The organism is Mesorhizobium sp. WSM4837 (assembly GCF_055811435.1).
In genome coordinates, this window is sequence record NZ_JBVVQE010000012.1 from 75959 (window position 1) to 98358 (window position 22400).

The following is a 22400-nucleotide window of genomic DNA, read 5'->3' on the forward strand; positions in this document are numbered from 1 at the left end:
AACATGGCAGCTGGATGTTGCGGTTTCCGATGCACTGCCTGATCCCTGCCCGCTTGTTGCGGCGCCCGTTGCGGGCGCGGGCGCCTCGTCGAACCATTTGCGTCGCTTGGAGGGCAGCATGAAATCGCCGACAGTGAGAGTCATGGCCGCGGCCGATGAAGACCCGGCGATCGGAACAATCGTGCTGGCGTTTGCAGCCGATCCCATGGCGCGATGGACCTGGCCGCATGCACACCAGTACCTTGCGGCCATGCCGCGACTGGTCCGCGCGTTCGGGGCCAGGGCATTCTCAAACGGAAGCGGCTTTTGCACCGATGGCTATGTCGGGACGGCGCTGTGGCTGTCGCCCGGGGTGCATCCCGACGAGGAAGGGCTTGGTGCGCTTGTCGAGAGCACGGTTGCGGCCTCCCTTGCCCCTGAAGTCGCCGCTATATTCGAGCAGATGGCCAAGTACCACCCGACCGAACCGCATTGGTACTTGCCCGCGATCGGCGTCGACCCGGCGCATCAGGGCGAAGGTCACGGCGACGCCTTGATGGCGTACGCGCTCGCGCAGTGCGATCGCGATCACGCGCCCGCCTATCTGGAATCCTCGAACCCGCGCAACATTCCGTTCTACCAGCGCCACGGCTTCGAACCGCTCGGCGCGATCCAGATCGGTTCATCGCCGACGCTCGTCCCGATGCTGCGGCGACCGCGTTGAGCCAGGCAGGGCAGACGAGCGAAGCGTCAGCCGCCCGGCTAACTGGACGGCGTCATGGGACGCGCTCCACGACATTCCGGCTCCCGGCTTCCGCCCAGCGCCGGCGCGGTCGTCAGCCTGTTTCGGCTCAGTCGGTGAACGCGACGGGTGTAAGCGGTTTCCGGCTGATCGACAGCGAGAAAATATCCGGCCGGGAATAGTGCCCGGCGACGTCGAGCGACCGCCGGGCGCGGCCGACCGCCTCCCGGTCAATTTCGGCGAACAGGATTCCCTTGTCGCGGTTCAGCGGTCCGGCCGCGATTGCGCCGCCCGGCTTCACGACGACGGCGTCGCCGTCGTTGATCCACTCTTCGGGCTTGAACAGTCGGTCGCGATCGGGAAAGTCGGCGGGGAGATCGCTGCCCTGCATTGCCGTCGCGGTGCCGATGACCCAGCATCCGCCCTCACGGGCGATGTGACGCAATGTGGCGAGGCAGAGTTCACCATTGTCCCACGTCGGATTGATGAGAATGTCGATGTTCTGGGCGTAGAGAGCGTAGCGCGCAAGCGGCATATAGCTTTCCCAGCAGATCAGGCACCCCAGGCGACCGACCGGCGTGTCGACAACTCTGAGGCCGCTCGCGTCGCCCGTGCCCCAGACCATGCGTTCGGGGTTGGTCGGCATCAACTTGCGATGTCGGTTTTGGAGCGTGCCATCCGGTCCAATCACGACCACGGTGTTAAACAGCGTAGTGCCCGAGAATCGACTATCGATCTCGTTCAGGCCGACGACAATCGTCACCGCACGCTGGCTGGCGGCCTGCTGCAGAGTTTCAAGATCACCTCGCTCGATATCGACGGCGTTGCTGCGCAGCCTGGCGTGAAGCTCGCTGGACAACGCCATATCCGTGCCGGGCTTCAGCCGCCAGACCCACGTCGGATATCCGGATATCCAGGCTTCAGGGAAGATCACCAGGGTGGCGCCGGCATCGGCGGCTTCGTCGATCGCCTCGACGGCTCTGGCGATGGTCGCCTCGCGATCGAGAAAGACCGGCGGCTTCTGAACGACGGCAATTTTTGCTTGCATGGCGGTTTCCTCTACTCCCAATTCACGTTCCCACTACACTTCAGCTGCAATGGTTTTCTTGTGAGCAGTCCTGTCGGTGTCGGTGTGCCGTAACACGAAGACCTAGCCGCCGGCTTTCAGCGACGGCAGCAGCTTCTGCAATCGGCAATGCGATGGCGGGTGCGAATGATCTCCTGTTCAGTCACCCCAGCCTTCACACCCCAGTCGGATATCCCGGTATCCATGCTTAGGGAAAGACGACCAGTGTGGCGCCACATCAGCGGCTTCGATCGCTTTGTTGATGGTGGCTTCGCGGTTGGCGGCGGCGGCAGCCCGCCATTGGTCGAGGGTCGTCTCCTTGTGTTGTGCAGGATCGAATGGTTTCGTCGCCGTTGTCGTTGTCATCGGCTGGCTCCTCAAGGCTGTTTCGCAAGACCGTGTTCACGGCTAAACTTGCCTACGATCGTGGGAGCGCCCGTGGAAACCGGCGTCGAATTATCTCGATGCAGAGCAGGCAGGCCAGCGATGCAACGTCCTATCCCTCTCCAGGTACGTCTGCTCGGCGAGCTCCGGCTTGTCGGCGCCGACGGGAAGGCCCTTGCTTTACCCGCCTCCCGCAAAACGCGCGCGCTTCTTGGCTATCTCATTGCCACCGGCCAGGTGCACCGGCGTGAACGGCTCTGCGATCTGTTCTGGGACGGACCGGACGATCCGCGCGCCGAGTTGCGCTGGAGCCTCAGCAAGATCCGCGCGCTGCTCGGCGAAGGCAGCAGAGCTCGGCTCGTGGCGGATCGTGAGCGGGTCGGCATCGAGCTTGGCGATGCGCTGGTCGACCATGCGGTCGTGCGCTCGCTTGCCGCAAGCAGAGTCTCCGCCGCGACCACCGAGGTGCTGACCGAGACTGTGGCGCTGTTTGGAGGCGAGTTCCTCGACGGGCTCGATCTGCCGCTCTGTTACCGCTACCAGGAATGGTGCATAGCGGAGCGGGAGGCGATGAGCCAGCTCCGGTTCAGGGTTCTCGCCGCGCTTGTCGCGCGACTGGAAGACGTCCCGACGGATGCCCTGCCCTATGCCTACGCATTGGTTGCGGCCGACCCGCTATCCGAAACCGGTCATGCTGCGGTGGTCCGGCTGCTTGGGAAGTTGGGCCGGACCAACGACGCGCTCGTTCATTACGAGCGGGCGCATCGCATATTCGAAGCCGAGCTTGGCGCGCCGCCAGGCGAGGAACTGAAGGCGGCGAGGCAGGCGCTGCGACCGACCCCAATCGCAGGTGCCCGAGCCGCCCCTTCCGGTGCAGCCAGGCGAACCCTGGACGACGTCCCGCGGCCTGCGGCTTCCGGGCCCATGGTTGGGCGCGACGCCGAGCGTACAACCATCGATCGCCTCGTCGGGATGGCAGCCGACAGCGGCCAGGATGTCATCCTTGTGACTGGAGAGCCCGGCGTCGGCAAGAGCCACATGCTAGGCTATTTCAGCGAACGGGTGGCCGCTGCCGGCGGGCGCGCCTTCAGCGCGCGCGCATTCGAAGCCGAGACGGCACGATCCTATGGCATCTGGATCGATCTCCTGCGCTCGGTCCAGCGGCAGCGACCGCGCCATGGATTGCCTTCGGTTCTCGGCCCGCTGCTCCCCGAGCTTGGAGGCGGCGAAGGCGGGGTCGGGGATCGCACTCAGCTGTTCGACGCCATTGTCGACGTGTTTTACGGGCTCGCCGCCGACGAGCCGGTGGGTATTGCCCTCGACGACGTCCAGTGGCTCGACGATGCGTCCGCGTCGCTGCTTCACTATGTTGCTCGCCGGACGGAGGCAGCCCCCGGTCTGGTCATCGCCTGCGCAGCACGTTCTGGAGAAGTCGAAGACAATATTGCAGTATCGCGGGTGCTGCGCTCACTCGCCCGCGATGGCCGACTGACGGAGATCGAACTCGATACGTTGAGCGCCGAGCACACGGCAGAGCTGGTCCGGCGGCTCGACCCGGCTCTCGACGCAGGTCAAATCGTCGCCGCGAGCGATGGCAATCCGCTGTTTGCGCTTGAACTTGCCCGCGCTCACCTGCGCGGGGATCCCGGCCCCGGCCGTACCGTGAAAGCCCTGATAGAAGGACAACTGGCTGGGCTGACCGACCAGGTGCGCGAAACCCTGGTCTGGGCTGCAGCGCATGGCCGCACCTTCACGCCGCAGGATCTTGCGCGCTTGGGGCCGTTTGATGCTGCCGGGCTTCTGATGGCACTGGGGGAGCTTGAGCGGCGCGGGCTGGTGCGGCCGGCAGGCGGCGACGCCTATGACTTCACCCACGACCTCGTCCGGCAAGTCACCTACCGCAGCTTGTCCCATCCCAGGCGCAAGCTGTTGCATCGACATATCGCGCGCGCGCTTCGACCGGCGGCGGAGCGCGGCGGTGATGCTGCGGCCGATCTCGTTCATCACGCCGTGCTCGCCGAGGATGACGAGATGGCAGCACGAGCTTGCATCGTCGCGGGCGAGCGGGCGCTTCGGCTCTTCGCCAATGCCGAGGCCGCCGGCCTGGCCGAGCGAGGGCTGCGGCATGTCGCGCGGCTGCCGGAAGCGCCGGAGAAGCTGGTTTCCCGGATTGCGCTGCTCAAGATCCGCGTTCTTGCCGCGACTGGTCCCGGATTGCGATCACTTCCGCCCATTGAAGACGAGATCGCCGACGCGACCAACGCAGCGGAGGAACAAGGGCTGCAGGCTGCCGCGGCGACAGGGCACTATCTGCTTTCCATTCTCCATCAGCAGGCCGGACAAATAGAGCGGGCCGAGGCCAGCACGCTTCGTGCGGCCGAGATAGGGCGCAACGCTGACCGCAAGATCCAGGCGCATCAGCTCGCCAACACGGCTCGCTGCCTGCTTGAGCTGGAGACAGAAATCGCGCGCGCGCGCGAATTGATCGCGGAGGCCGGCGATATCGCGCAGTCGCTCGGTACAGAGTTGTGCGAACTGCATTGGGCCAGCGGGCTGCTGGAGCGATGGGACGGTCGGCAGGGTCAAGCCGCCGTTCATCTTGCTCGCGCTCTTGCCTTGGCGCGCCGAGGCGAAGACCGCTGGCGCGAGTACAAATGCCTGACCTGGCTGGCGACGCTTCATTTCGAAATGGCACGATATGCCGACATGCACGCCCGCTGTGAGGAGCTGCGGTCGGTTGCCGCACGGATTGGCGAGGAGACGCCTTTCGTCGATGCCCTGCAGGCGCTTGCTGCCGTCATGACGGCGGATGATGCAGCCGATGAGGCGCTGGAGAGCGCCTTGGCGCGGCTTCGTGCCGCCGACGACAAGTCTTACCTGGCTTACGCTCTCAACAGCGCCGCGAGTTTTTACTGTCGTGCCGGCCGAATGGAGCAAGTCCGACTCCACGCCAGCGAGGCACTGACAGTCGCCTCCAAGATCCGCCGACGTTGCGAGATCGCCATTGCCAAGGCCCTGCTCAGCGCGGCCGCGAACGGTTCTTCGGCAGCGGAAATCGACGACGATTGCCGGGCATCGATCGAGCTTGAGGATTTCGGCGCGAGGGCGCGAGCAGTTTTGCGCCATCCTGCCGAACCGGCGCGCAGCGTTCCAACGGCCGCACCCACGCCGGGCCTTCAGACTTGAACGAGCCATCGAACAGGAGAGCACCATGCCTCGCATAATCGTCGAGCGGTCTTTTGAAGCCCCGTTCACCCAGCAAGAACTCGACGCGGTGGAGGCGCGGATGGCGCCGTGCCTCGACCTCTACGATGTCCGCTGGATCCGTAGCTACTGGTCATCCGACCGGCTGCGCATGATCTGCGAATACGAAGCCGCTGATATCGCCAGCGTTCGAAACGTCCAGCACGAGGCTGAAGCCAGGTTTGAGCGGGCCTGGGCTGCCGATGTGCTGGGCGAGCCGTGAGAGCCCACTCGTCAGGCTATTGCGGGTGAACGTTGCAAGCCGTGTGTCGAAACCGACTCCATCGAGAAAGAAGTCGATCCGATCCAGCCCTCCCAGTCCCCGTCCAGCCGGACCAGATTCCGGGGCGGTTTTTTCCATCCATGATGTGGCTCCGCCCTCACCTGCCGCCGAAGCCGCAACGCTTGAAGGATCGACGAGGACGTTGCCAAGGCGCAACAGGTTCCGACAGCGGGGCGCGAAGCTGCGGCCCAGGAATTACGATCCTGACGCCAGACCAAGTGTTTGGCGCGCCTCGTTGACGGTGGCCACGCGCCGGCCAAACTTCTCGACTGAGGCCGCCGCGCGTTCGACGAGCTCGGCGTTGCTGCGCGCCAGGCGTTCCCTGGTGATCCTGATATTATCCTCAAGTCCGGTGCGCACTGCGTCTGCTGCGCGCGCCAACGCCCATTGCATTACGATCGTCTGGTTGCGGCCTATTCCGGCCGCTGTCCAGGTGGATTGTGGAAACAGGAGTTTCGCTTCCCTGAGGAGCACATCGAGCAATCTCTCCTCCGCAGGCAGTGCGTTTTGCACGCCCATGACAAATTGGATGTGCGGGCGCTCACCCAAAAGTCCCGCGTCGGTCAGCCGCCTGGCAGTGTGAAGGTGCGACAGGTCGAAGATCTCGATCTCCGGCAGCACGCCATTTTCCTTCATCGCGGTTGCGAGATCACCGATCAGGGCGGGATGGTTCTCGTAGACCATGGATGGGAAGTTGACTGAACCGGTCGAGAGCGAGGCCATGTCCGGCCTCAGATAAAGTGCCGAGCCACGCGCGGCAGGATCGCGACCGCGCCCGCCGGTCGAAAACTGGACGATCATGCCGGGGCAGTGCCTACGCACCCCCGCCTGGACGGCAGCGAAGCGCGTTGGTTCAGACGATGAACTCTGATCGTCATTGCGCACGTGGATGTGCACCAGCGACGCACCTGCTTCAAAGGCTTCCTGGGTCGACTCGATCTGTTCGTCCACGCTGATCGGCACCGCAGGATTGTCTTCCTTGCGCGGCAGCGAGCCGGTGATCGCAACAGCGATGATACAGGGTTCAGGCATGGCGATACACTATCGTTCGACCTGGTCCATGAGCCAGCGGATCGCGAGCGGATACCCCTCGGCGCCGAGCCCCGCGATCACGCCGGTGGCGACCTTCGATACCAGCGACCGATGATAGATCTCCTCGCGGCGATGGATGTTCGAGATATGCAGTTCGACGATCGGGCCCGGAAACATCTTGAGCGCATCGAGCACCGGGATCGAAATAAAACTCAAACCCGCGGGATTGATCAGAATGCCCGCGCCTTTGTCGATCGCCTCATGCACCCAGTTGACGATTTCGCCCTCAATGTTCGACTGGTGAAAACGGATCGGATGGTCGCCGGCGGCTTCACGGCACATCGCCTCGATTTCTGCGAGCGTCGTCCGCCCATAGATCTCCGGCTCGCGCATGCCGAGCCGGTTGAGATTGGGGCCGTTGAGAACGAAGATTGGCTTGGTCATGGTCCTATCCTTGATAGCCCAGCAGGCGCGGCAGCCACAGCACCAGCGATGGGAAGAAGGTGATCAGCATCAGGGCGGCAATCATGGCGTAGAGAAACGGCATTACGTCGTGCACCAGGTCGCGCAGCGGCACCTCTGCGATGCGGGTCATGATGAACAGCAGCAAGCCGTAGGGCGGGGTGACCAGCCCGAGCATGATGTTGACGACGACCATTACGCCGAAATGCACCATGTCGACACCGAGCGCCTGCGCCGTCGGAATCAGCACCGGCACGATTACCAGCAGGATGGTCGTGCCTTCCAGCACGCAGCCCAGGATCAGCAGCAGGATGTTGACCAGGATCAGGAAACCCATCGGCGAAAGATCCCAGGACTTCAGGATCACCGACAGGGACTGCGGAATGTTCTCGACCGTGACAACGTAGTTGAACACTAGGGCGCCGGCGATGAGCATGCCGATCGAGGCCGTGGTGCGGGCGCTGTTGAGAAGCGCATGGTAGAGTTGGCCCGGCGTCACGCTGCGATAGATCGCGACCGAGATGAGCAGCGCGTAGCCGGCGGCGACCGCCGCGGCCTCGGTCGGGGTCATCACGCCGCCCCTTATGCCGACCAGCAGGACGACCGGCAGCATCAGCGCCGGAAATGCGCGCAAGGTTATCCCCGGCAATTCCCTGAGCGGCACCGACTTCTCGACCGGAAAGTTCTTCCGGCGCGCGTCGATGGCGACGATGATCATCTGCGTCAGGGCGAGAAGAAGGCCCGGCACGATACCGGCGATGAAGAGGTAGCCGATCGATGCATCCGAGATCAGCGCGTAGATGACCAGCGGAATCGACGGAGGAATGATCGGGCCGATGACGGAGGTGACGGCTGTCAGCGCCGCGGCATAGCTCGCCGGGTACTTGCCATCCTTGGTCATGAGTTGCTGCATCATCTTGCCGGTGCCCGCGGCGTCGGCGATGGCCGAGCCGGACATGCCGGCGAAGATGATCGACTGCAGCACGTTGACTTGCGCCAGGCCGCCGCGGAAACGACCGACAACGGCGTTGCAGAATTGCAGCAGCCGGTCGGTCATGGTCCCGGCGTTCATCAACTCCGCGGCGAGAATGAACATCGGTACGGCAAGCAGGATATAGCTTGTGTAGAGCCCGTTGAGGAGCTGCTCGGCTGAGGTGCCCATGTCGAGCCCTGCAAGCCAGAGATAGAGGATCGATCCGGCGATCATCGAGTGACCGATCGGCAGGCCAAGCAGGGCCAGCGCTGTGATCGCAACGACTGACAGCGAAAAGGGGCTCGCGAGATTCATACGCCGGAGCTCGCTTTCGTGGGGTCAAATTCCGCCGGTGCTTGGCCGCGCAGAGCACGCCACGCCAGCCATAGGTAGCGGGCGATCACGGCGACCACGAAGACGAGATAGATCGAGAACAGCCAGTCGAAGCGTATCTTGAGGTAGGCGGTGCTCTCGACCTTCATGAAGGTCACGTAGCTGAAGACGGCCGGAAAGGACCAGCCATAGAGCGCGACGAGAGCGATTGCGAAGGCAAGCGTCATTACCCGCCTGATGTCCGGACCGACTGTGGCGTAGAGGAGATCAAAACGGATTTCCTCTTCTTCACGAACGACGAACGCTGCGCCGAACAGCACAACCCAGATCCAGAGTACGACGGTGAGCTCGTTGCTCCAGCCGGTCGGCCAGTTGAGAAGGTAGCGAAAAGCAACCTGCAGCAGAAACGCGGCGAACATGGCGCCGATTGCGATGGCGATGGCGTTCTCGGCGCGCCGGTAGAGCCAGCCGCCGACCTTTCTCAATCCCGGGTTCATGATGCCTCCCTGACGGGCGTCTGGCCAAACCGGCCAGCCGGTCGCAAGCGGACCGGCCGGCGCGTTCGTCGCGTCAAAGCGCGTTGATCTTGTCGACCATCCCGGCAGGCCATTCCTTGGCCAGGTCGGAGGCAAGATATTGCTCCTGCACATGCTTGCGGAATGCTGCGACATCGGGTTCGTAGATCTTCAGGCCCTTGCCCTTGAATGTTTCAACGAGTTCCTTCTCGCGCGTCAGGTGTTTCTCTGTCGAGAAGTCGATCGCCTTGTCCGCCGCGGCCTGGACCTTTGCCTGCTTCTCGGCCCCCATCTCGTCCCACACCTTTTTCGAGATGCTGAGAAGGTCGAATCCGACAAGGTGCGAGGTAAGCACGATCTGCGACATGACCTCGTAGAACTTCATGTTCTCGACGTTGGGCAACGGATTGTCCTGCCCGTCGATTGCGCCTGTCTGCAGGCCGGTATAGACCTCGGCGTAGGCCATTGGCGTAGGGTTCGCACCGAGCGCCTGGCCGAGGAACTGCCAGGCGTCGCCACCCGGCATACGCAGCTTGATGCCTGCCATGTCGGCGGGAGTCTTGATTTCCTTGTCCGGCTTCAGACCGACCTGGCGCAGACCGAAATAGGTTGGGCCGAGCACCCTCACGCCGAGCTGGTCCTCGGTCATCCTCTTCAGCTCCGCACCGGCATCGCTGGCAAAGAACGCCTTCACGTGCGCGGCGTCACGGAACAGGTAGCCGGCGGTGACGATAGACCACGCCGGAATCTGCTTGGAGATGTCCTGCGGGGCGACGTTGCCCATCTCGAGGTTGCCGCGCTGGATGGCGACAAGTTCGGTGCCCTGCTTGAACAGGTTGCCGCCGTAATAACCCTCGAAGGCAAAGTCGTCCTTGATGGCGTCGGCGAACATTTTCATCATCTCGGCCCGGATGTCCTGTTCCGAGAACACGGCCGAGAAACGCAGCTTCGGCTTGTCCTGCGCGAAGGCGGGAACGGCGGTCGCGGCGGCGAGTGCGCCGGCGGCGACCATGAACAGGCGTCGGTTGATTTCAGCTTTCATGTCGATTTCCTCCCTATGGTCTTCATATGGTTATAGACGTCATTGCCTTCATGCGGCGGCCTCGAAGTGATCTGCCATGGCGCGGCGGTCGGCCTTGCGCCCGGTGAAGAGTTCGAACGCGCGGACGGCCTGATAGATCGCCATGCCGATGCCCGGCAGCGTTCTGCAGCCGATCGTTCGGGCGGCCACCAGCAACTCTGTTTCGGTCGGAAAGTAGATTATGTCGGCGACCCATTTTTCGGCTGTCAGAAGAGCCGTGTCGAACGGTGTTCCGGGGTATTTCGCCATGCCCACCGGCGTCGTGTTGACGATGCCGTTTGCCATGCGCACGGCTGCGGCCGGGTCCGGCCAGGTCTCGACGCGACCGCCGAACAAGGCGCCCATGCGCGACGCAAGATCCGAGGCGCGACCGGGTTGGCTGTCGAGGACGAACAGCCGGCCAACGCCCATTTGCATCAGCGCGTTTGCGACTGCGGCGCCCGCTCCGCCGGCGCCGAACATCGCGACACTGCCCATCGATGCGCCTGTCATCGCTTCGCGAAAACTCTCAGCGAAACCCCAGCTGTCGGTGTTGTGGCCTTCCTTGCGTCCGCCAGCGAAGACGACCGTATTCACCGCGCCTATCGCGCGCGCTTCCGGCGACAGCGCATCCAGGACGGGAATGACAGCCTGTTTAAACGGATGCGTGACGTTGAGGCCGTGAAAGCCGGCAATTTCCGCCGCCGCGATCAAGTCGCCGATCGCCGCGTCCGGAAATCCTAGCCGATCGAAATCGAGCAAAAGGTACGAATAGCCGATGCCGAGGCGCCGGGCTTCCCGCTCGTGCATGCCGGGCGTGCGCGAGGACTGAATACCGCGTCCGACAAGGCCGATCACGACCTTTTCGCTGTGGCCGCTGACGGCGCCCTTGTGCTCGTCGGCAAGACGGCAAAGCAGGTCGACAAGGCTGTCGCCCATCTCCCGAAATTCCTCCCTGTGCGGGCCGCCTCCCTGCCCAAATGCGGCAATTCCTGGATCGCCCTTGTGTTCACGCCAAACGCGCCGGTAAATGAGCCGGTCGCGATTTGCGAATGATGTACTAACTGGTTAGTTTAGTCAAATGCCGGCTGCGCCGGGGCGGGAACTCAAACTGCATGGCCGTTATCAAGAAAGAACGAAAGCCGAAGCCGGACGCGAGCACGACGCGTATCCAGGACCCTGAGGGCACGCGCCGCAACATCCTGGAGATCGCCTCCAAGGAGTTTGCCCTGAACGGTTTGTCGGGCGCGCGCATAGACGAGATTGCGGCGCGCACACGCTTCAGCAAGCGCATGATCTACTACTATTTTGGCGATAAAGAAGGCCTCTACCTGCGCGCGCTCGAGAACGCGTATCGTCAGGTGCGCGAGGGCGAGGCTCAACTTGATATCGAAGGTCTGCCCCCCGTGGCGGCACTGACGCGCCTGGTGGAGTTCACGTTCGACCACCATCACCGACACGAGGAATTCATCCGCATGGTGATGATCGAGAATATCCATCACGGCCAATACCTCCAGCAATCGGATGCGATCCGCGAACTGAACGTGACGGCGATCGACCACATCTCTCGCATCTATTCACGCGGTGTCGAAGAGGGGGTCTTCCGGCCGGGACTCGACGCGATCGAACTCCATTGGCAAGTAAGCGCGCTGTGCTTCTTCAACGTTTCCAATCGCACCACCTTTTCGATGATCTTCGGACGCGACTTCGGCGCGCCGGCACAACTCGAGCGGCTCAAACGCAACAGCGTGGATATGCTGTTGCGTTTTGTCGCGAAGGACGAAGCTCCCGCAGAACGCTGAGCGGCCGAAACTTGCGGTGCTGCCAGCGTTGCCTTAGTTATGTACGAACTGGTTCGTTCAAGACAAACCGGGGAGGAGGCGCGTTTGAAGACGTCGATCGCGACGGTGTCGATCGCCGGTGACCTGGCGGAGAAATTCGCGGCAATTTCCGCCGCGGGCTTCGACGGTGTCGAAATCTTCGAGAACGATTTCCTCGCCTTTGACGGTTCGCCGCGCGACGTCGGCCGAATGGCTGGTGACACAGGTCTGACCATAACGCTCTTCCAGCCGTTCAGGGATTTTGAGGGGTTGCCGGAGCCGCAGCGCAACCGCGCCTTCGATCGTGCCGAGCGCAAGTTCGACGTCATGCAGGAACTCGGCACCGATCTGATGCTGGTATGCTCGTCGGTGTCGCCGGTCTCGCTTGGCGGGATCGACCGGGCGGCCATGGACTTTCGCGAGCTTGGCGAGCGCGCCGCCAGGCGCGGTCTGCGCGTCGGCTACGAGGCATTGGCCTGGGGGCGTCACGTCAACGATCATCGCGATGCCTGGGAAATCGTGCGCAGGACCGACCATCCGAACGTCGGGCTGGTTCTCGATTCCTTCCACACGCTGGCCCGCAGGATTGAGCTCGGCTCCATCCGTTCGATACCCGCGGACAAGATCTTCATTGTCCAACTCGCCGACGCGCCGCTGATCGACATGGACTTGCTCTATTGGAGCCGGCACTTCCGCAACATGCCAGGCGAAGGCGATCTGCCGGTGCGACAGTTCATGCAGGCGGTCGCGGCAACCGGTTATGACGGCTATCTGTCGCTCGAGATTTTCAACGACCAGTTCCGTGGCGGGTCGGCAAAGGCGATCTCCGTCGACGGACGGCGTTCGCTCGTATGGTTGATGGACCAGGTGCGGCGTGAAGAACCGGCACTTGACATGGCCATCCCGCCAATGCCCGACCGCATCGGGGTCGGAGGGGTCGAGTTCATCGAGTTCGCGGCCGATCGCCAGGACGCCGGACAGCTTGGATCGCTGTTGCGCATACTCGGCTTTGTCGAGGCCGGTCGGCACGTCTCTAAGGAGGTCACGCTCTACCGCCAGGGCGAGATCAATATCGTCATCAACACCGAGCGGCAGGGCTTTGCCCATTCTTCCTTTGTTGTCCATGGCACGTCGGCATACGCGATGGGCCTGAAGGTCGAGGACGCCGCCGCCACGGTGGCGCGCGCCGAGGCGCTGGGCGCGGAGATCTTTCACCAGCGGGTCGGGCCCGGCGAGTTGTCGATCCCGGCGATCCGCGGCGTCGGCGGCGGACTGATCTACTTCCTCGATGCCAAGACCGATCTGGCAAAGGTCTGGGACATAGAGTTCACGCCGGTCACGTCGGCAAGTTCCGGCAATGGCGTCGGCCTCACCCGTATCGATCATGTCGGGCAGACCATGGCACAGGAGGAGATGCCGAGCTGGCTGCTGTTCTATGTCTCGATCTTCAGGACGACCAAGACCCCGATGGTCGACATCGTCGATCCGGCCGGCCTCGTGCGCAGCCAGGTCATCGAAGGTCTGGACAAGCGCTTCCGCCTCACGCTGAACGGCGCCGAGAGTCACCGCACCCTGGCCGGCCATTTCATCGCCGAAACCTTTGGTTCCGGCGTCCAGCATCTGGCACTCGCGACGGATGACATCTTTGCGACGGCGGCGAAGCTGCAGGCCAACGGCTTCGAACCGCTTCAGATATCGATGAACTACTACGACGACGTAGAAGCGCGCTTCGGTCTGGATCCGGAAGTCGCCGATCGGTTACGCTCGGCCAACATCCTTTATGACCGCGACGACAACGGCGAATTTTTTCAGCTCTATGCGCCGACATTCGGAGAGGGATTCATCATCGAGTTCGTTGAACGGCGCGGCGCGTATGCAGGCTATGGTGCGCCGAACGCACCATTCCGCATCGCCGCGCAAAAACGGCTGATGCGGCCCAAAGGAATGCCAAAGCTATGACAAGTATGAACTTTGCTCACATCAATGGCGCGACGATCCACTACCGGCATCGTCCCGAAACTGGCAGGCCGACGGTCGTCTTCGCCAACTCGCTCGGCACGGATATGCGCATCTGGAACGAGGTCGAGCGAAGGCTGGCCGACGACTGTACATCCGTTGCGTTCGACAAGCGCGGACACGGCCTGAGCGAACTGGGTGGCGCGCCGCAAACAATCGAGACCCATGCGACGGACCTTGCAGGGCTGCTCGACCATCTTGGCGTAAAGCGCGCGGTGATCTGCGGGCTTTCGATCGGCGGCGTCATTGCGCAATGCCTTTACAAGACGCGGCCGGATTTGATCGAGGGATTGATCCTTTGCGATACGGCAGCGAAAATCGGTACGGCCGAGATGTGGAACGGGCGCATCAACGCGACCCTGTCGGAGGGCATCGCCAGCTTTGCCGACGACGTGATGCGAAAATGGTTCACGCCGGATTTCCATAAGAATCGCGGCGAGGAACTGGCGGGTTATAAAACGATGCTGACGCGCCAGGATCCGGCCGGCTACGCTGCTGCCTGCGCGGCTATCCGCGACGCCGATTTCACCGCGACGACCGCAGCGATCAAAGTGCCGACACTGTGCATTGTCGGCGATCAGGACGGATCGACGCCGCCTGAACTGGTGGAATCGCTGGCCCGCTCAATCCCCGCCGCACGGTTCGAGGTCATCGCTGGTGCGGGCCACATCCCATGCGTCGAGCAGCCGGAAAAGCTCGCCGGGTTGGTCCGTGGCTTCCTGAACGACATGCCAAGAGAGCGCAAATGAGCAAGCCACGACACGGCGACCGATACGTCGAAGGGATGGCGACGCGCCGTTCGGTGCTGGGTGACGCCCATGTCGACCGCGCAGAGGCGGCCAAGACCGAATTCGACATTCCTTTCCAGGAACTGATCACGGAGGCTGCATGGAGCCACGTCTGGTCGCGGCCGAACATCACCAGGCGCGAGCGTTCCATGATCACAATCGCGCTGCTCGCCGCGCTGAAGCAGGACGAAGAGGTTGCGATGCATATCCGCGCCAGCGTCAATACCGGGGCGACGCGCGACGACATACGCGAGGCGCTGCTGCATGTGGCAATCTATGCCGGGGTACCGGCGGCAAATCATGCGATGAAGATCGCCAGGAAGACGTTCGACGAAATCGACGCTCAAGCCGGCTAATCATGACCAAGTCGCGCTTTCCCGCCAACCGCACGCCGGAGATCGGCGCCTTCTTTCCGCGCGACCGCAACTGGCATCCACCGGCCTTCACGCCGGCCTACAAGACGTCCGTGCTGCGCTCACCGCAACGGCCGCTTCTTTCCCTCGACAACACGCTGTCGGAGCTTACCGGGCCGGTCTTCGGCCACAACATTCTCGGTGAACTGGACAACGACCTCATACACAATTTTGCCGGGCCGGGCGAAAGCGCGATCGGGCCGCGCATCCTCGTCTATGGCCACCTGCTCGACGAACGCGGCATCGGCGTCGCCGGTGCGTTGCTGGAGGTATGGCAGGCCAACGCCGGCGGACGCTATCGACACAAGAAGGAGACTTATCGCGCGCCGCTCGATCCGAACTTCGGCGGCTGCGGCCGCACCATCACCGGCGAGGATGGCTCCTATTGTTTCCGCACGATCCAGCCGGGGCCATATCCCTGGCCCAACGGACCCAACGACTGGCGTCCAGCGCACATCCATTTCTCGATCTTCGGGCACGGCTTCGCGCAGCGCCTGATCACCCAGATGTATTTCGAGGGCGACCCGATGATCTGGAGGTGCCCGATCGTGCGGACCATCAACGACCGCCGCGCTATTGAAGGCCTCACCGCCGCACTCGACATGGAGGCAACGATACCGATGGATGCGCGGGCATACAAATTCGACATTGTACTGCGCGGCCGCCGCTCGACGCTGTTCGAAAACCGCATCGAGGGCAACTGATGGTCCAGGCTCTCGGCCGGCTGAAGGAAAGCGCCTCGCAGACCGCGGGACCCTATGTCCATATCGGGCTGACGCCCAACTTTGCCGGTATCTCGGGCGTCTATGAACGCGACCTTGGCACCGCGATGGTCAACGACAAGACCAGGGGCGAACGCATCAGGGTCAATATCCGGGTGATCGACGGCGCCGGCTCGCCGCTGAACGACGCACTTGTGGAGATCTGGCAGGCGGACGCCGCCGGCATCTACAATTCGCCCTCGGATCTGCGCGGCTCCGCCGACCCGAACTTTACCGGCTGGGGCCGGCTGCCCACCGACATGACGACGGGCGAATGCCTGTTCGAAACCATCAAACCCGGTCGCGTGCCGTTTTTTGACGGCCGCAAGATGGCGCCGCATTTGACGGTCTGGATCGTCGCGCGTGGAATCAACATTGGCCTTCACACCCGCATGTATTTCGGCGATGAGGAAACCGCCAACGCCGAGGATCCCGTCCTGATGCGCATTGAGCAGAAAGAGCGCGTGTCAACGCTGGTCGCGCCGCGCGATGGCGACATCTACAAGTTCGACATTCATCTCCAGGGCATCAACGAGACGGTCTTCTTCGACATATGATCGCAGCATTCGACAATCCCCTCCTGTCCGGGCTTCTCGGCGATGAGAAGATGGCGACGCTGCTCGGCGTCGAGGCCGAACTTGCGACGATGCTGCAATTCGAGAAGGCGCTCGCCGACGCAGAAGCTGCGCTCGGCATCATCCCGGCGGCTGCAGCAAGCGTCATCGGGCGCGTCCTCGACAACTTCCGGCCGGAAATCCAGGCCCTGAGAGACGCAACGGCGCGCGACGGCGTAATGGTGCCGGAGCTCGTGCGGCAGATCAGGCATGCTGTCGGAGAGCCGCATTCGCAGCATGTGCATTTCGGTGCGACCAGCCAGGACGTGATCGACACGGTGATGATCCTGAGAATTCGCGCCTGTATCGACCTGTTGGAAGAACGGCTTTCGGCTCTGGTGGTCGCCTTCGCCGATCTCGGCCATCGGTTTGGCGATCGCACGCTGATGGCCCGAACCCGCATGCAGGCAGCAATTCCGATTTCCGTAGCCGACCGCGTCGCAAGCTGGCGCGAACCGCTCGTGCGCCACCATGAGCGGCTTCAATCGGTGCGGGGATCGGTTCTCGTCGTCCAGTTCGGCGGCACCGCCGGGACACTCGAGAAGTTTGCAGACAAGGGCGCCGCCGTCCGTGCCGCGCTGGCCCGGCAGCTAAGCCTCGGCGACGCGCCGCAATGGCACAGCCAGCGCGACCGCATCGCTGAGCTGGCCAACTGGCTGTCGCTTGTGACGGGCGGCCTCGGCAAGTTGGGGCAGGACATTGCGCTGATGGCGCAGGCAGGCGACGAGCTGCAAAGGGCGGGCGGCGGTTCGTCGTCCGCCATGGCGCACAAGCGCAATCCCGTCGACGCCGAGATGCTGGTGACGCTTGCCCGCTACAACGCGGTCCAATTGTCGGGAATGCATCATGCGCTGATCCATGAGCAAGAGCGCTCCGGTGCAGCCTGGACGCTGGAATGGTTGATCCTGCCGCAGATGCTCATGGCGGCTGGAGCATCGACCTGTGTCGCGGACAGGCTGGTCAGAACCATAGCGGCAATCGGAGGCAAGGGTTGACTGATCCCACTAGGCGGCTCACGCCGTGGATCTTGCGCTCTCGCAGGCATCGAGTGGGTTGGAAATGGCCGTGCCCTGGTTTGCCGACAATTGTGCGGCCATACCCATGGCGACAGCTTTCCAGCCATCATCCAGCGTCACCTCGACCGGCCCTTCGCCTCGCAGGGCGGCGCAGAACCTCTGATGCTGATAGAACGTCGAGCCGTTGTGATCGCCGGCCGTCAACAATTGCGGGTCGACCGGGATCTCGACGGTGTACGGTCCCTGCGCAAAGCGTGGGCTGACGATCAACTGCGGCGTCGGCGCCGCGCCGAGATGGGCTGGCCAGAAGCGGCCGGGACCCGGCACCAGGCATTCGACTTTACCTCGCGCACCGACGGCGCTGATCTCCTCCTGATAGCGGCTGCCCTCTGCATACATGCACAGTTCCAGCATGGCGCGCGCGCCGCTGGCGAAATCGACCAGCACGTAGCCGCAATCCCAGATATCGGGTGTTTCGCCATCATAATTTTCGTCGAGATGGTTCACTTCCTGTCCGGCCGACGCCATGATTCTTACCGGTTCCGATTTCAGGATTAGCCGCATGAGATCGAAGAAATGGCAGCATTTTTCGACGAACGTGCCTCCCGATCGACGGTTGAAGCGGTTCCAGTGGGCCACCTTGTCCAGGAACGGGTAGCGATGTTCGCGGATTGTCAGCATCCGGATGCCGCCGGTGGCGTTCTGCGCCTGCTCGATGAATCGAGCGACCGGCGGCATATAGCGGTATTCCATCGCGACCCAGACTGGTGCGGTATAGGTCGCGGCGAACGCCTTCACCGCGGCTGCGTCGACCGGATCGGTGAAAAGCGGCTTCTCGACCAGGATGGGCAGCGCACGGATAGCAGCGACTTCCCTAAGCTGCGCGAAATGCACATAGTTCGGACTGGCGATGAGCAAGCAGTCGACGCGCGGATCGGCCGCCACCTCCGCGACCGAGCCGGCGATCGACGCTTGCGGGGCGAGGACTGCCGCGCGTGCGCGCATCATCGCGTCGGGCTCGAAGATCGCCGCGACCCCGACATCGGGCAGCAGCGCGATATTGCGAAGATGCTCCTGCCCCATCATGCCGCAGCCGATGATGCCGTAGGAAATGTGCTTCGCCATATCCGTTCCCTATCGCAGCCGCGCGACATAGCGCGCGACGCCATGATCAAACCAGGTCCTGGAAAACTCCGCGCTGGCGCCGTCCTGCATCCAGCCGGTACGCTCGATGAAGCCGGCGGCAGCGCCCGGCGCGAGGCCGAATTCTGGCAGCGCCCATCCCGGCACCTGGCCGACCCCGACGCGGTCCTCTGCACGCAAGATCCAGAAGCCGAGCGCCTTGCGGTAGTAGAGATAGAGCGAATCCGACAGTTCTTCGATAGCAACCGTCTCCACACGGGCACCGTCGAGCCAGATCTCCTCCAGCGCCGCCGGCTTGCCGCTGAGGCTCCGCAGCCGCCTTATTCTATGGGCCTCGCTGCTCGACCCGAACACCGGCAGGTCCATCGGTTTCGCCAGCCGATCGACTGACAGAACGTGCGCCGTCGGCAGCCCGCCTCCCTCCAGGAGTTCCAGCCGGAACATGGAATAGACACTGGCCACGTCAGGTTGCGAACGTACGTAGTTGCCGGAACCCTGGATGCGACTGAGCAAGCCCTTGCGCTCGAGATCGCCGAGTGCCTTGCGCAAAGTACCGACCGCTATTCCGAGCCCCGCAGCCATGTCGCGCTCCGGCGGAAGCTTTTCGCCCTCAATCATCCGCCCGGCCGCGATCTCGCGAATCAGCATTTCGCTGACCTGCTGATGCATCGGAAGCGCATAGGCGTTTCTGGACGTTGTCACATTGTCTCCAACGCAAAATTGATACACTATTGATCTACACAAACACGAATGATATGCAACAGGGAAATCCAGTCTCTGACAACGAGGAGTGCCGACATTGACGGTCGTTCCGGTGACGTCCGCAGATCTCGATGCTGCTGAAGTGTCGTGGTTTTCCGCTTTGTGCTCCGATGATTTCCGCTATCTCAGCGTACCGGATGGCGCGCTGCGGTCGAGTTGGGAGCACTGCTCCGATATCGTCAAGACAGCCGAAGGACTGGGCTTTCGCAATATCCTGTGCCCCTCGTCCTATCAGGTCGGCCAGGATACTCTGTCCTTCGTGGCGGGCTGCGCTCCGATAACCCATTCGATCAACCTTCTCGCGGCGGTGCGTTGCGGCGAAATGCAACCGATCATGCTGGCGCGCACGCTCGCAACGCTCGACCACATGCTGAAGGGCAGATTGACTGTAAACGTCATCTCTTCCGACTTTCCCGGCGAACTCGCCGACAGCCGCTTCCGCTATCAGCGTTCGCGCGAGGTCATCGAGATCCTGCGTCAGGCCTGGACGCGCGATGAAATCAACCATCAGGGCGAGGTCTACCAATTCGGGAAAGTAACCGCCGACCCCGCAAAGCCCTACCAACAGAATGGCGGGCCGCTACTCTATTTCGGCGGCTATTCGCCCGACGCGCTCGAACTCTGCGGCGCACAGTGTGACGTGTATCTGATGTGGCCGGAGGCGAAGGACGTGTTGGCGCACCGCATGCGTGATGTTCACGAGCGTGCAGCCGCCCATGGCCGCACATTGGATTATGGCCTGCGCGTCCACGTGATTGTGCGCGACACCGAAGCCGAAGCCCGCGAATATGCCGAGGAACTGATTTCGAAACTCGATGACGAGCAGGGCAGCGTTATCCGCGGCCGCGCACTGGACGCGACATCCCTGGGCGTCGCGCACCAGGCAAAGAACCGCGCCGGCGCCGACGCACAAGGCTATGTCGAGCGGCATCTGTGGACCGGCGTTGGCCGCGCACGCTCCGGTTGCGGCGCCGCGATCGTCGGCTCGACCGATCAAGTCATGTGCGAGATCGAGGAATACCGGAAAATGGGCATCCGCGCCTTCATCTTCTCCGGCTATCCGCATCTCGACGAGGCCCTGTCCTTCGGCAAGCGCGTGCTGCCGAACATCAACACCTGCTCGCTGCCGCATGTCTATAGCCGGGTGCCGGAAATCACCCCGGCGACTCCGCTCGGAACCGGGGAGCGGCGATGATGATGCTGCGAAGGCGCGTCAACGAGATTGAAGCTTCCACCGCAGCCCTTGGCCAGGAGGGCGCCTGATGTACCACTTCCTCAACCCCGAGCAGCAACCGATGAAAAGCTTCGTGCCCGGCCCCGACCGCAAGCGCGAGTTCCGCGACGCGCTCGGCCGGTTTGCGACCGGTATCACCGTCGTCACCACGATGACGCCTGATGGTCCCGTCGGCATCACCGCGAACAGCTTTGCATCGGTGTCCCTCGACCCGCCGATCGTGCTCTGGTCGATCGGCCGGCATTCGAGGCGCTTTGCCGCCTTCGCTGGTTGCGAGCATTTCGCGGTTCATGTCTTGGGCGCGGAGCAGATCGAGCTGAGCCAGCGCTTCGCTCGCGCCGGTCAAGCCTTCGACGGCCTCCCGCACGATCTGAACGATGCCGGCGTGCCGCTGCTGGGTGACTGTCTGTCGCGGTTCGAATGCGTGCGGATCTCCGGGCATGAGGGCGGCGACCATTTGATCGTCGTTGCCCGCGTAACCGCCGCGACCTTGCGAGACGGCGAACCTCTGCTTTTCTTCGGCGGAGGTTACGGACGCTTCGAAGACGGTTCGAACGTGGCCACACCGATGTAGCGATGGCCTGGCCCGGACAGCGGTGTGAACCATACGTCTCAGGCGCGAACCGGGCCGGTCGACTGGCGTTGCACGATATGGCAGGCGAATTCGATACGGCGCGGCGGCAGGTCCCCGCCGAGATCGGCGAGCAGGAGGTCGAGCGACGCCGCGCCGATCTCGCGCATCGGAATATGCATCGTCGTGAGGGGCGGGTTTTGGAAAGCTGCCTGCGGAAGGTCATCCATGCCCATGACCGACACGTCGGCAGGCACCTCGTAACCCGACTTCCGGATCGCCATCATCGCGCCGATAGCGAGACTGTCGCCCGCGGCGAGCACGGCTGTGAAATCGAGGCCACGCGCCTCGATGCGCCGCGCAATCGCTTCCGCCGCAAGGTCCGGCAGCCAATCCGCCACCTCCACGGCCAGGTCGCCGGCCGCCAGGCCGCACTCTCGCAGTGCATCCTGCCAGCCCTCGAAGCGACGCTCGATCGTGCGCCGCCCGCGTCGCATCAGGAACAGGATGCGCCGGTGGCCGAGGTCGAGCAGGTGCTGCGTCGCGAGATGCGCCGCCGAGCGGTTGCATGGCGTCAGGCTCGAATGGTGCATCGCCGGGTCGTCGCCGTTTATGAGCACGATCGGCTTGCCGAAACCGCCGGTCAGCGTCAGCACCGCCTCGTCGTCAAGCGTCAGAAACAGGCAACCGACGACGCTCTTGTCTTGCCTGGCCTCATTGAGCAGCGCGATCTGCTCACCGGCGTCGGCGATCGAGCGCGACACCAACTCGACACCGAGAGTTTTTGCGCGCTCGTTCAGTCCGTCGAGCACATAGAAGGTGAACTGGTTGCGGCCATAGTCGATCCTCGCAGCGTTGCTTGCGGCGAGGATCACCTTGCGGCCGGCGATCGACGTGGGGATCGTGTAGTTCAACTTCCTGGCGGTTTCGATGATCGTCGACCGAAGGTCGCCGCGCACGCCCTTGCCGCCAGCAAGCGCCCGCGACGCCGTGCTGACGGATACGCCACAGCGCGCGGCGACGTCTTCGAGCCGCACGCGCCGGCTGGGCGTGCCGCGCTTCCCGCTTTCGACCTTGACGACCATAGGCTGTTTCCTCACCAGGCCTCATGCTGCAAAAAAATTTCAGATTGCGCAATAAAAATTCCTGTGGCACCCATTTGCCCGACATCGCGCAAACTTGGGAGGAGT

23 protein-coding genes are annotated in these 22400 nt (G+C 63.1%); 12 read left to right on the forward strand and 11 right to left on the reverse strand.

Going from position 1 to position 22400, the window contains the following annotated elements; genetic code table 11:
* Window positions 1-118 precede the first annotated feature (118 nt).
* On the forward strand, window positions 119-703 hold the full coding sequence (locus AC0L3D_RS09555) for a GNAT family N-acetyltransferase (protein ID WP_473628385.1): 585 nt from the start codon (window positions 119-121) through the stop codon (window positions 701-703).
* Window positions 704-830: 127 nt separating this feature from the next.
* On the opposite strand, the gene AC0L3D_RS09560 is transcribed toward AC0L3D_RS09555, so the two are convergent.
* Window positions 831-1769 carry a carbon-nitrogen hydrolase family protein gene (locus AC0L3D_RS09560; protein WP_473628306.1) on the reverse strand — a complete coding sequence of 313 codons (939 nt, stop codon included), beginning with the start codon at window positions 1767-1769 and terminating at the stop codon, window positions 831-833.
* 177 nt (window positions 1770-1946) lie between these two features.
* Window positions 1947-2153, reverse strand: a complete 207-nt coding sequence (locus AC0L3D_RS09565; protein WP_198032583.1) for a hypothetical protein — start codon at window positions 2151-2153, stop codon at window positions 1947-1949.
* A 120-nt stretch (window positions 2154-2273) separates the two neighbouring features.
* Between AC0L3D_RS09565 and AC0L3D_RS09570 the strand changes: the two genes are divergently transcribed.
* Together AC0L3D_RS09570 and AC0L3D_RS09575 are read left to right on the forward strand one after the other, a co-directional pair.
* A complete protein-coding gene (locus AC0L3D_RS09570; protein WP_473644008.1) occupies window positions 2274-5357 on the forward strand; it encodes an ATP-binding protein in 3084 nt (1027 codons plus the stop codon).
* Window positions 5358-5382: 25 nt separating this feature from the next.
* Window positions 5383-5637: a nickel-binding protein gene (locus AC0L3D_RS09575; protein ID WP_027151281.1), complete on the forward strand. Its 255-nt coding sequence runs from the start codon at window positions 5383-5385 to the stop codon at window positions 5635-5637.
* Window positions 5638-5892: 255 nt separating this feature from the next.
* Here AC0L3D_RS09575 and AC0L3D_RS09580 read toward each other — a convergent pair whose 3' ends face one another.
* From AC0L3D_RS09580 to AC0L3D_RS09605, 6 genes are all read right to left on the reverse strand, one after another.
* The gene (locus tag AC0L3D_RS09580) at window positions 5893-6729 is read right to left on the reverse strand and encodes a 3-oxoadipate:acetyl-CoA acetyltransferase (protein WP_036261073.1); all 837 of its coding nucleotides are present in this window, start codon (window positions 6727-6729) and stop codon (window positions 5893-5895) included.
* 9 nt (window positions 6730-6738) lie between these two features.
* Window positions 6739-7173, reverse strand: coding sequence for a type II 3-dehydroquinate dehydratase (locus AC0L3D_RS09585; RefSeq protein ID WP_027151279.1), 435 nt, complete (start codon window positions 7171-7173; stop codon window positions 6739-6741).
* A 4-nt stretch (window positions 7174-7177) separates the two neighbouring features.
* Complete coding sequence (locus AC0L3D_RS09590) at window positions 7178-8479, reverse strand: TRAP transporter large permease (protein ID WP_473644010.1); 1302 nt, start codon at window positions 8477-8479, stop codon at window positions 7178-7180.
* A complete protein-coding gene (locus tag AC0L3D_RS09595; RefSeq protein ID WP_027151277.1) occupies window positions 8476-8994 on the reverse strand; it encodes a TRAP transporter small permease in 519 nt (172 codons plus the stop codon). Before AC0L3D_RS09595 ends, AC0L3D_RS09590 begins: the two co-directional genes overlap by 4 nt.
* Window positions 8995-9067: 73 nt before the next feature.
* On the reverse strand, window positions 9068-10054 hold the full coding sequence (gene dctP / locus AC0L3D_RS09600) for a TRAP transporter substrate-binding protein DctP (protein WP_287259083.1): 987 nt from the start codon (window positions 10052-10054) through the stop codon (window positions 9068-9070).
* Window positions 10055-10102: 48 nt separating this feature from the next.
* Window positions 10103-11011 carry a shikimate dehydrogenase gene (locus AC0L3D_RS09605; RefSeq protein ID WP_473628317.1) on the reverse strand — a complete coding sequence of 303 codons (909 nt, stop codon included), beginning with the start codon at window positions 11009-11011 and terminating at the stop codon, window positions 10103-10105.
* A gap of 176 nt (window positions 11012-11187) precedes the next feature.
* On the opposite strand from AC0L3D_RS09605, the gene AC0L3D_RS09610 reads away from it, so the two are divergent.
* From AC0L3D_RS09610 to AC0L3D_RS09640, 7 genes are all read left to right on the forward strand, one after another.
* Window positions 11188-11874, forward strand: a complete 687-nt coding sequence (locus tag AC0L3D_RS09610; RefSeq protein ID WP_473644012.1) for a TetR/AcrR family transcriptional regulator — start codon at window positions 11188-11190, stop codon at window positions 11872-11874.
* Window positions 11875-11958: 84 nt separating this feature from the next.
* Complete coding sequence (locus tag AC0L3D_RS09615) at window positions 11959-13851, forward strand: bifunctional sugar phosphate isomerase/epimerase/4-hydroxyphenylpyruvate dioxygenase family protein (RefSeq protein WP_473628320.1); 1893 nt, start codon at window positions 11959-11961, stop codon at window positions 13849-13851.
* Between the two features lie 5 nt (window positions 13852-13856).
* The gene (gene pcaD, locus AC0L3D_RS09620) at window positions 13857-14657 is read left to right on the forward strand and encodes a 3-oxoadipate enol-lactonase (protein ID WP_473628387.1); all 801 of its coding nucleotides are present in this window, start codon (window positions 13857-13859) and stop codon (window positions 14655-14657) included.
* Window positions 14654-15052 carry a 4-carboxymuconolactone decarboxylase gene (gene pcaC, locus AC0L3D_RS09625; RefSeq protein WP_128166359.1) on the forward strand — a complete coding sequence of 133 codons (399 nt, stop codon included), beginning with the start codon at window positions 14654-14656 and terminating at the stop codon, window positions 15050-15052. Before pcaD ends, pcaC begins: the two co-directional genes overlap by 4 nt.
* Before the next feature lie 2 nt (window positions 15053-15054).
* On the forward strand, window positions 15055-15813 hold the full coding sequence (pcaH, locus tag AC0L3D_RS09630) for a protocatechuate 3,4-dioxygenase subunit beta (RefSeq protein WP_473628321.1): 759 nt from the start codon (window positions 15055-15057) through the stop codon (window positions 15811-15813).
* Entirely contained in the window at window positions 15813-16427 is a 615-nt protein-coding gene (gene pcaG / locus AC0L3D_RS09635; RefSeq protein ID WP_128166355.1) for a protocatechuate 3,4-dioxygenase subunit alpha, read from the forward strand. The genes pcaH and pcaG overlap by 1 nt, the downstream gene beginning before the upstream one ends.
* The gene (locus AC0L3D_RS09640; RefSeq protein WP_473628323.1) at window positions 16424-17479 is read left to right on the forward strand and encodes a 3-carboxy-cis,cis-muconate cycloisomerase; all 1056 of its coding nucleotides are present in this window, start codon (window positions 16424-16426) and stop codon (window positions 17477-17479) included. Before pcaG ends, AC0L3D_RS09640 begins: the two co-directional genes overlap by 4 nt.
* Window positions 17480-17497: 18 nt before the next feature.
* Here AC0L3D_RS09640 and AC0L3D_RS09645 read toward each other — a convergent pair whose 3' ends face one another.
* Together AC0L3D_RS09645 and AC0L3D_RS09650 are read right to left on the reverse strand one after the other, a co-directional pair.
* On the reverse strand, window positions 17498-18625 hold the full coding sequence (locus AC0L3D_RS09645) for a Gfo/Idh/MocA family protein (RefSeq protein ID WP_473628325.1): 1128 nt from the start codon (window positions 18623-18625) through the stop codon (window positions 17498-17500).
* 9 nt (window positions 18626-18634) lie between these two features.
* Window positions 18635-19312: a GntR family transcriptional regulator gene (locus AC0L3D_RS09650; protein ID WP_473628389.1), complete on the reverse strand. Its 678-nt coding sequence runs from the start codon at window positions 19310-19312 to the stop codon at window positions 18635-18637.
* Window positions 19313-19442: 130 nt separating this feature from the next.
* Here AC0L3D_RS09650 and AC0L3D_RS09655 point away from each other — a divergent pair, with 130 nt between their 5' ends.
* Both AC0L3D_RS09655 and AC0L3D_RS09660 read left to right on the forward strand, forming a co-directional pair.
* Window positions 19443-20600 (forward strand): LLM class flavin-dependent oxidoreductase, encoded by a 1158-nt coding sequence (locus AC0L3D_RS09655; protein WP_473644014.1) that lies wholly within the window; start codon window positions 19443-19445, stop codon window positions 20598-20600.
* Between the two features lie 67 nt (window positions 20601-20667).
* Window positions 20668-21213, forward strand: coding sequence for a flavin reductase family protein (locus tag AC0L3D_RS09660; RefSeq protein ID WP_023797645.1), 546 nt, complete (start codon window positions 20668-20670; stop codon window positions 21211-21213).
* Window positions 21214-21251: 38 nt separating this feature from the next.
* Here the strand turns inward: AC0L3D_RS09660 and AC0L3D_RS09665 are convergent, their stop codons facing one another.
* A complete protein-coding gene (locus tag AC0L3D_RS09665) occupies window positions 21252-22295 on the reverse strand; it encodes a LacI family DNA-binding transcriptional regulator (protein ID WP_023797644.1) in 1044 nt (347 codons plus the stop codon).
* Window positions 22296-22400 lie beyond the last annotated feature (105 nt).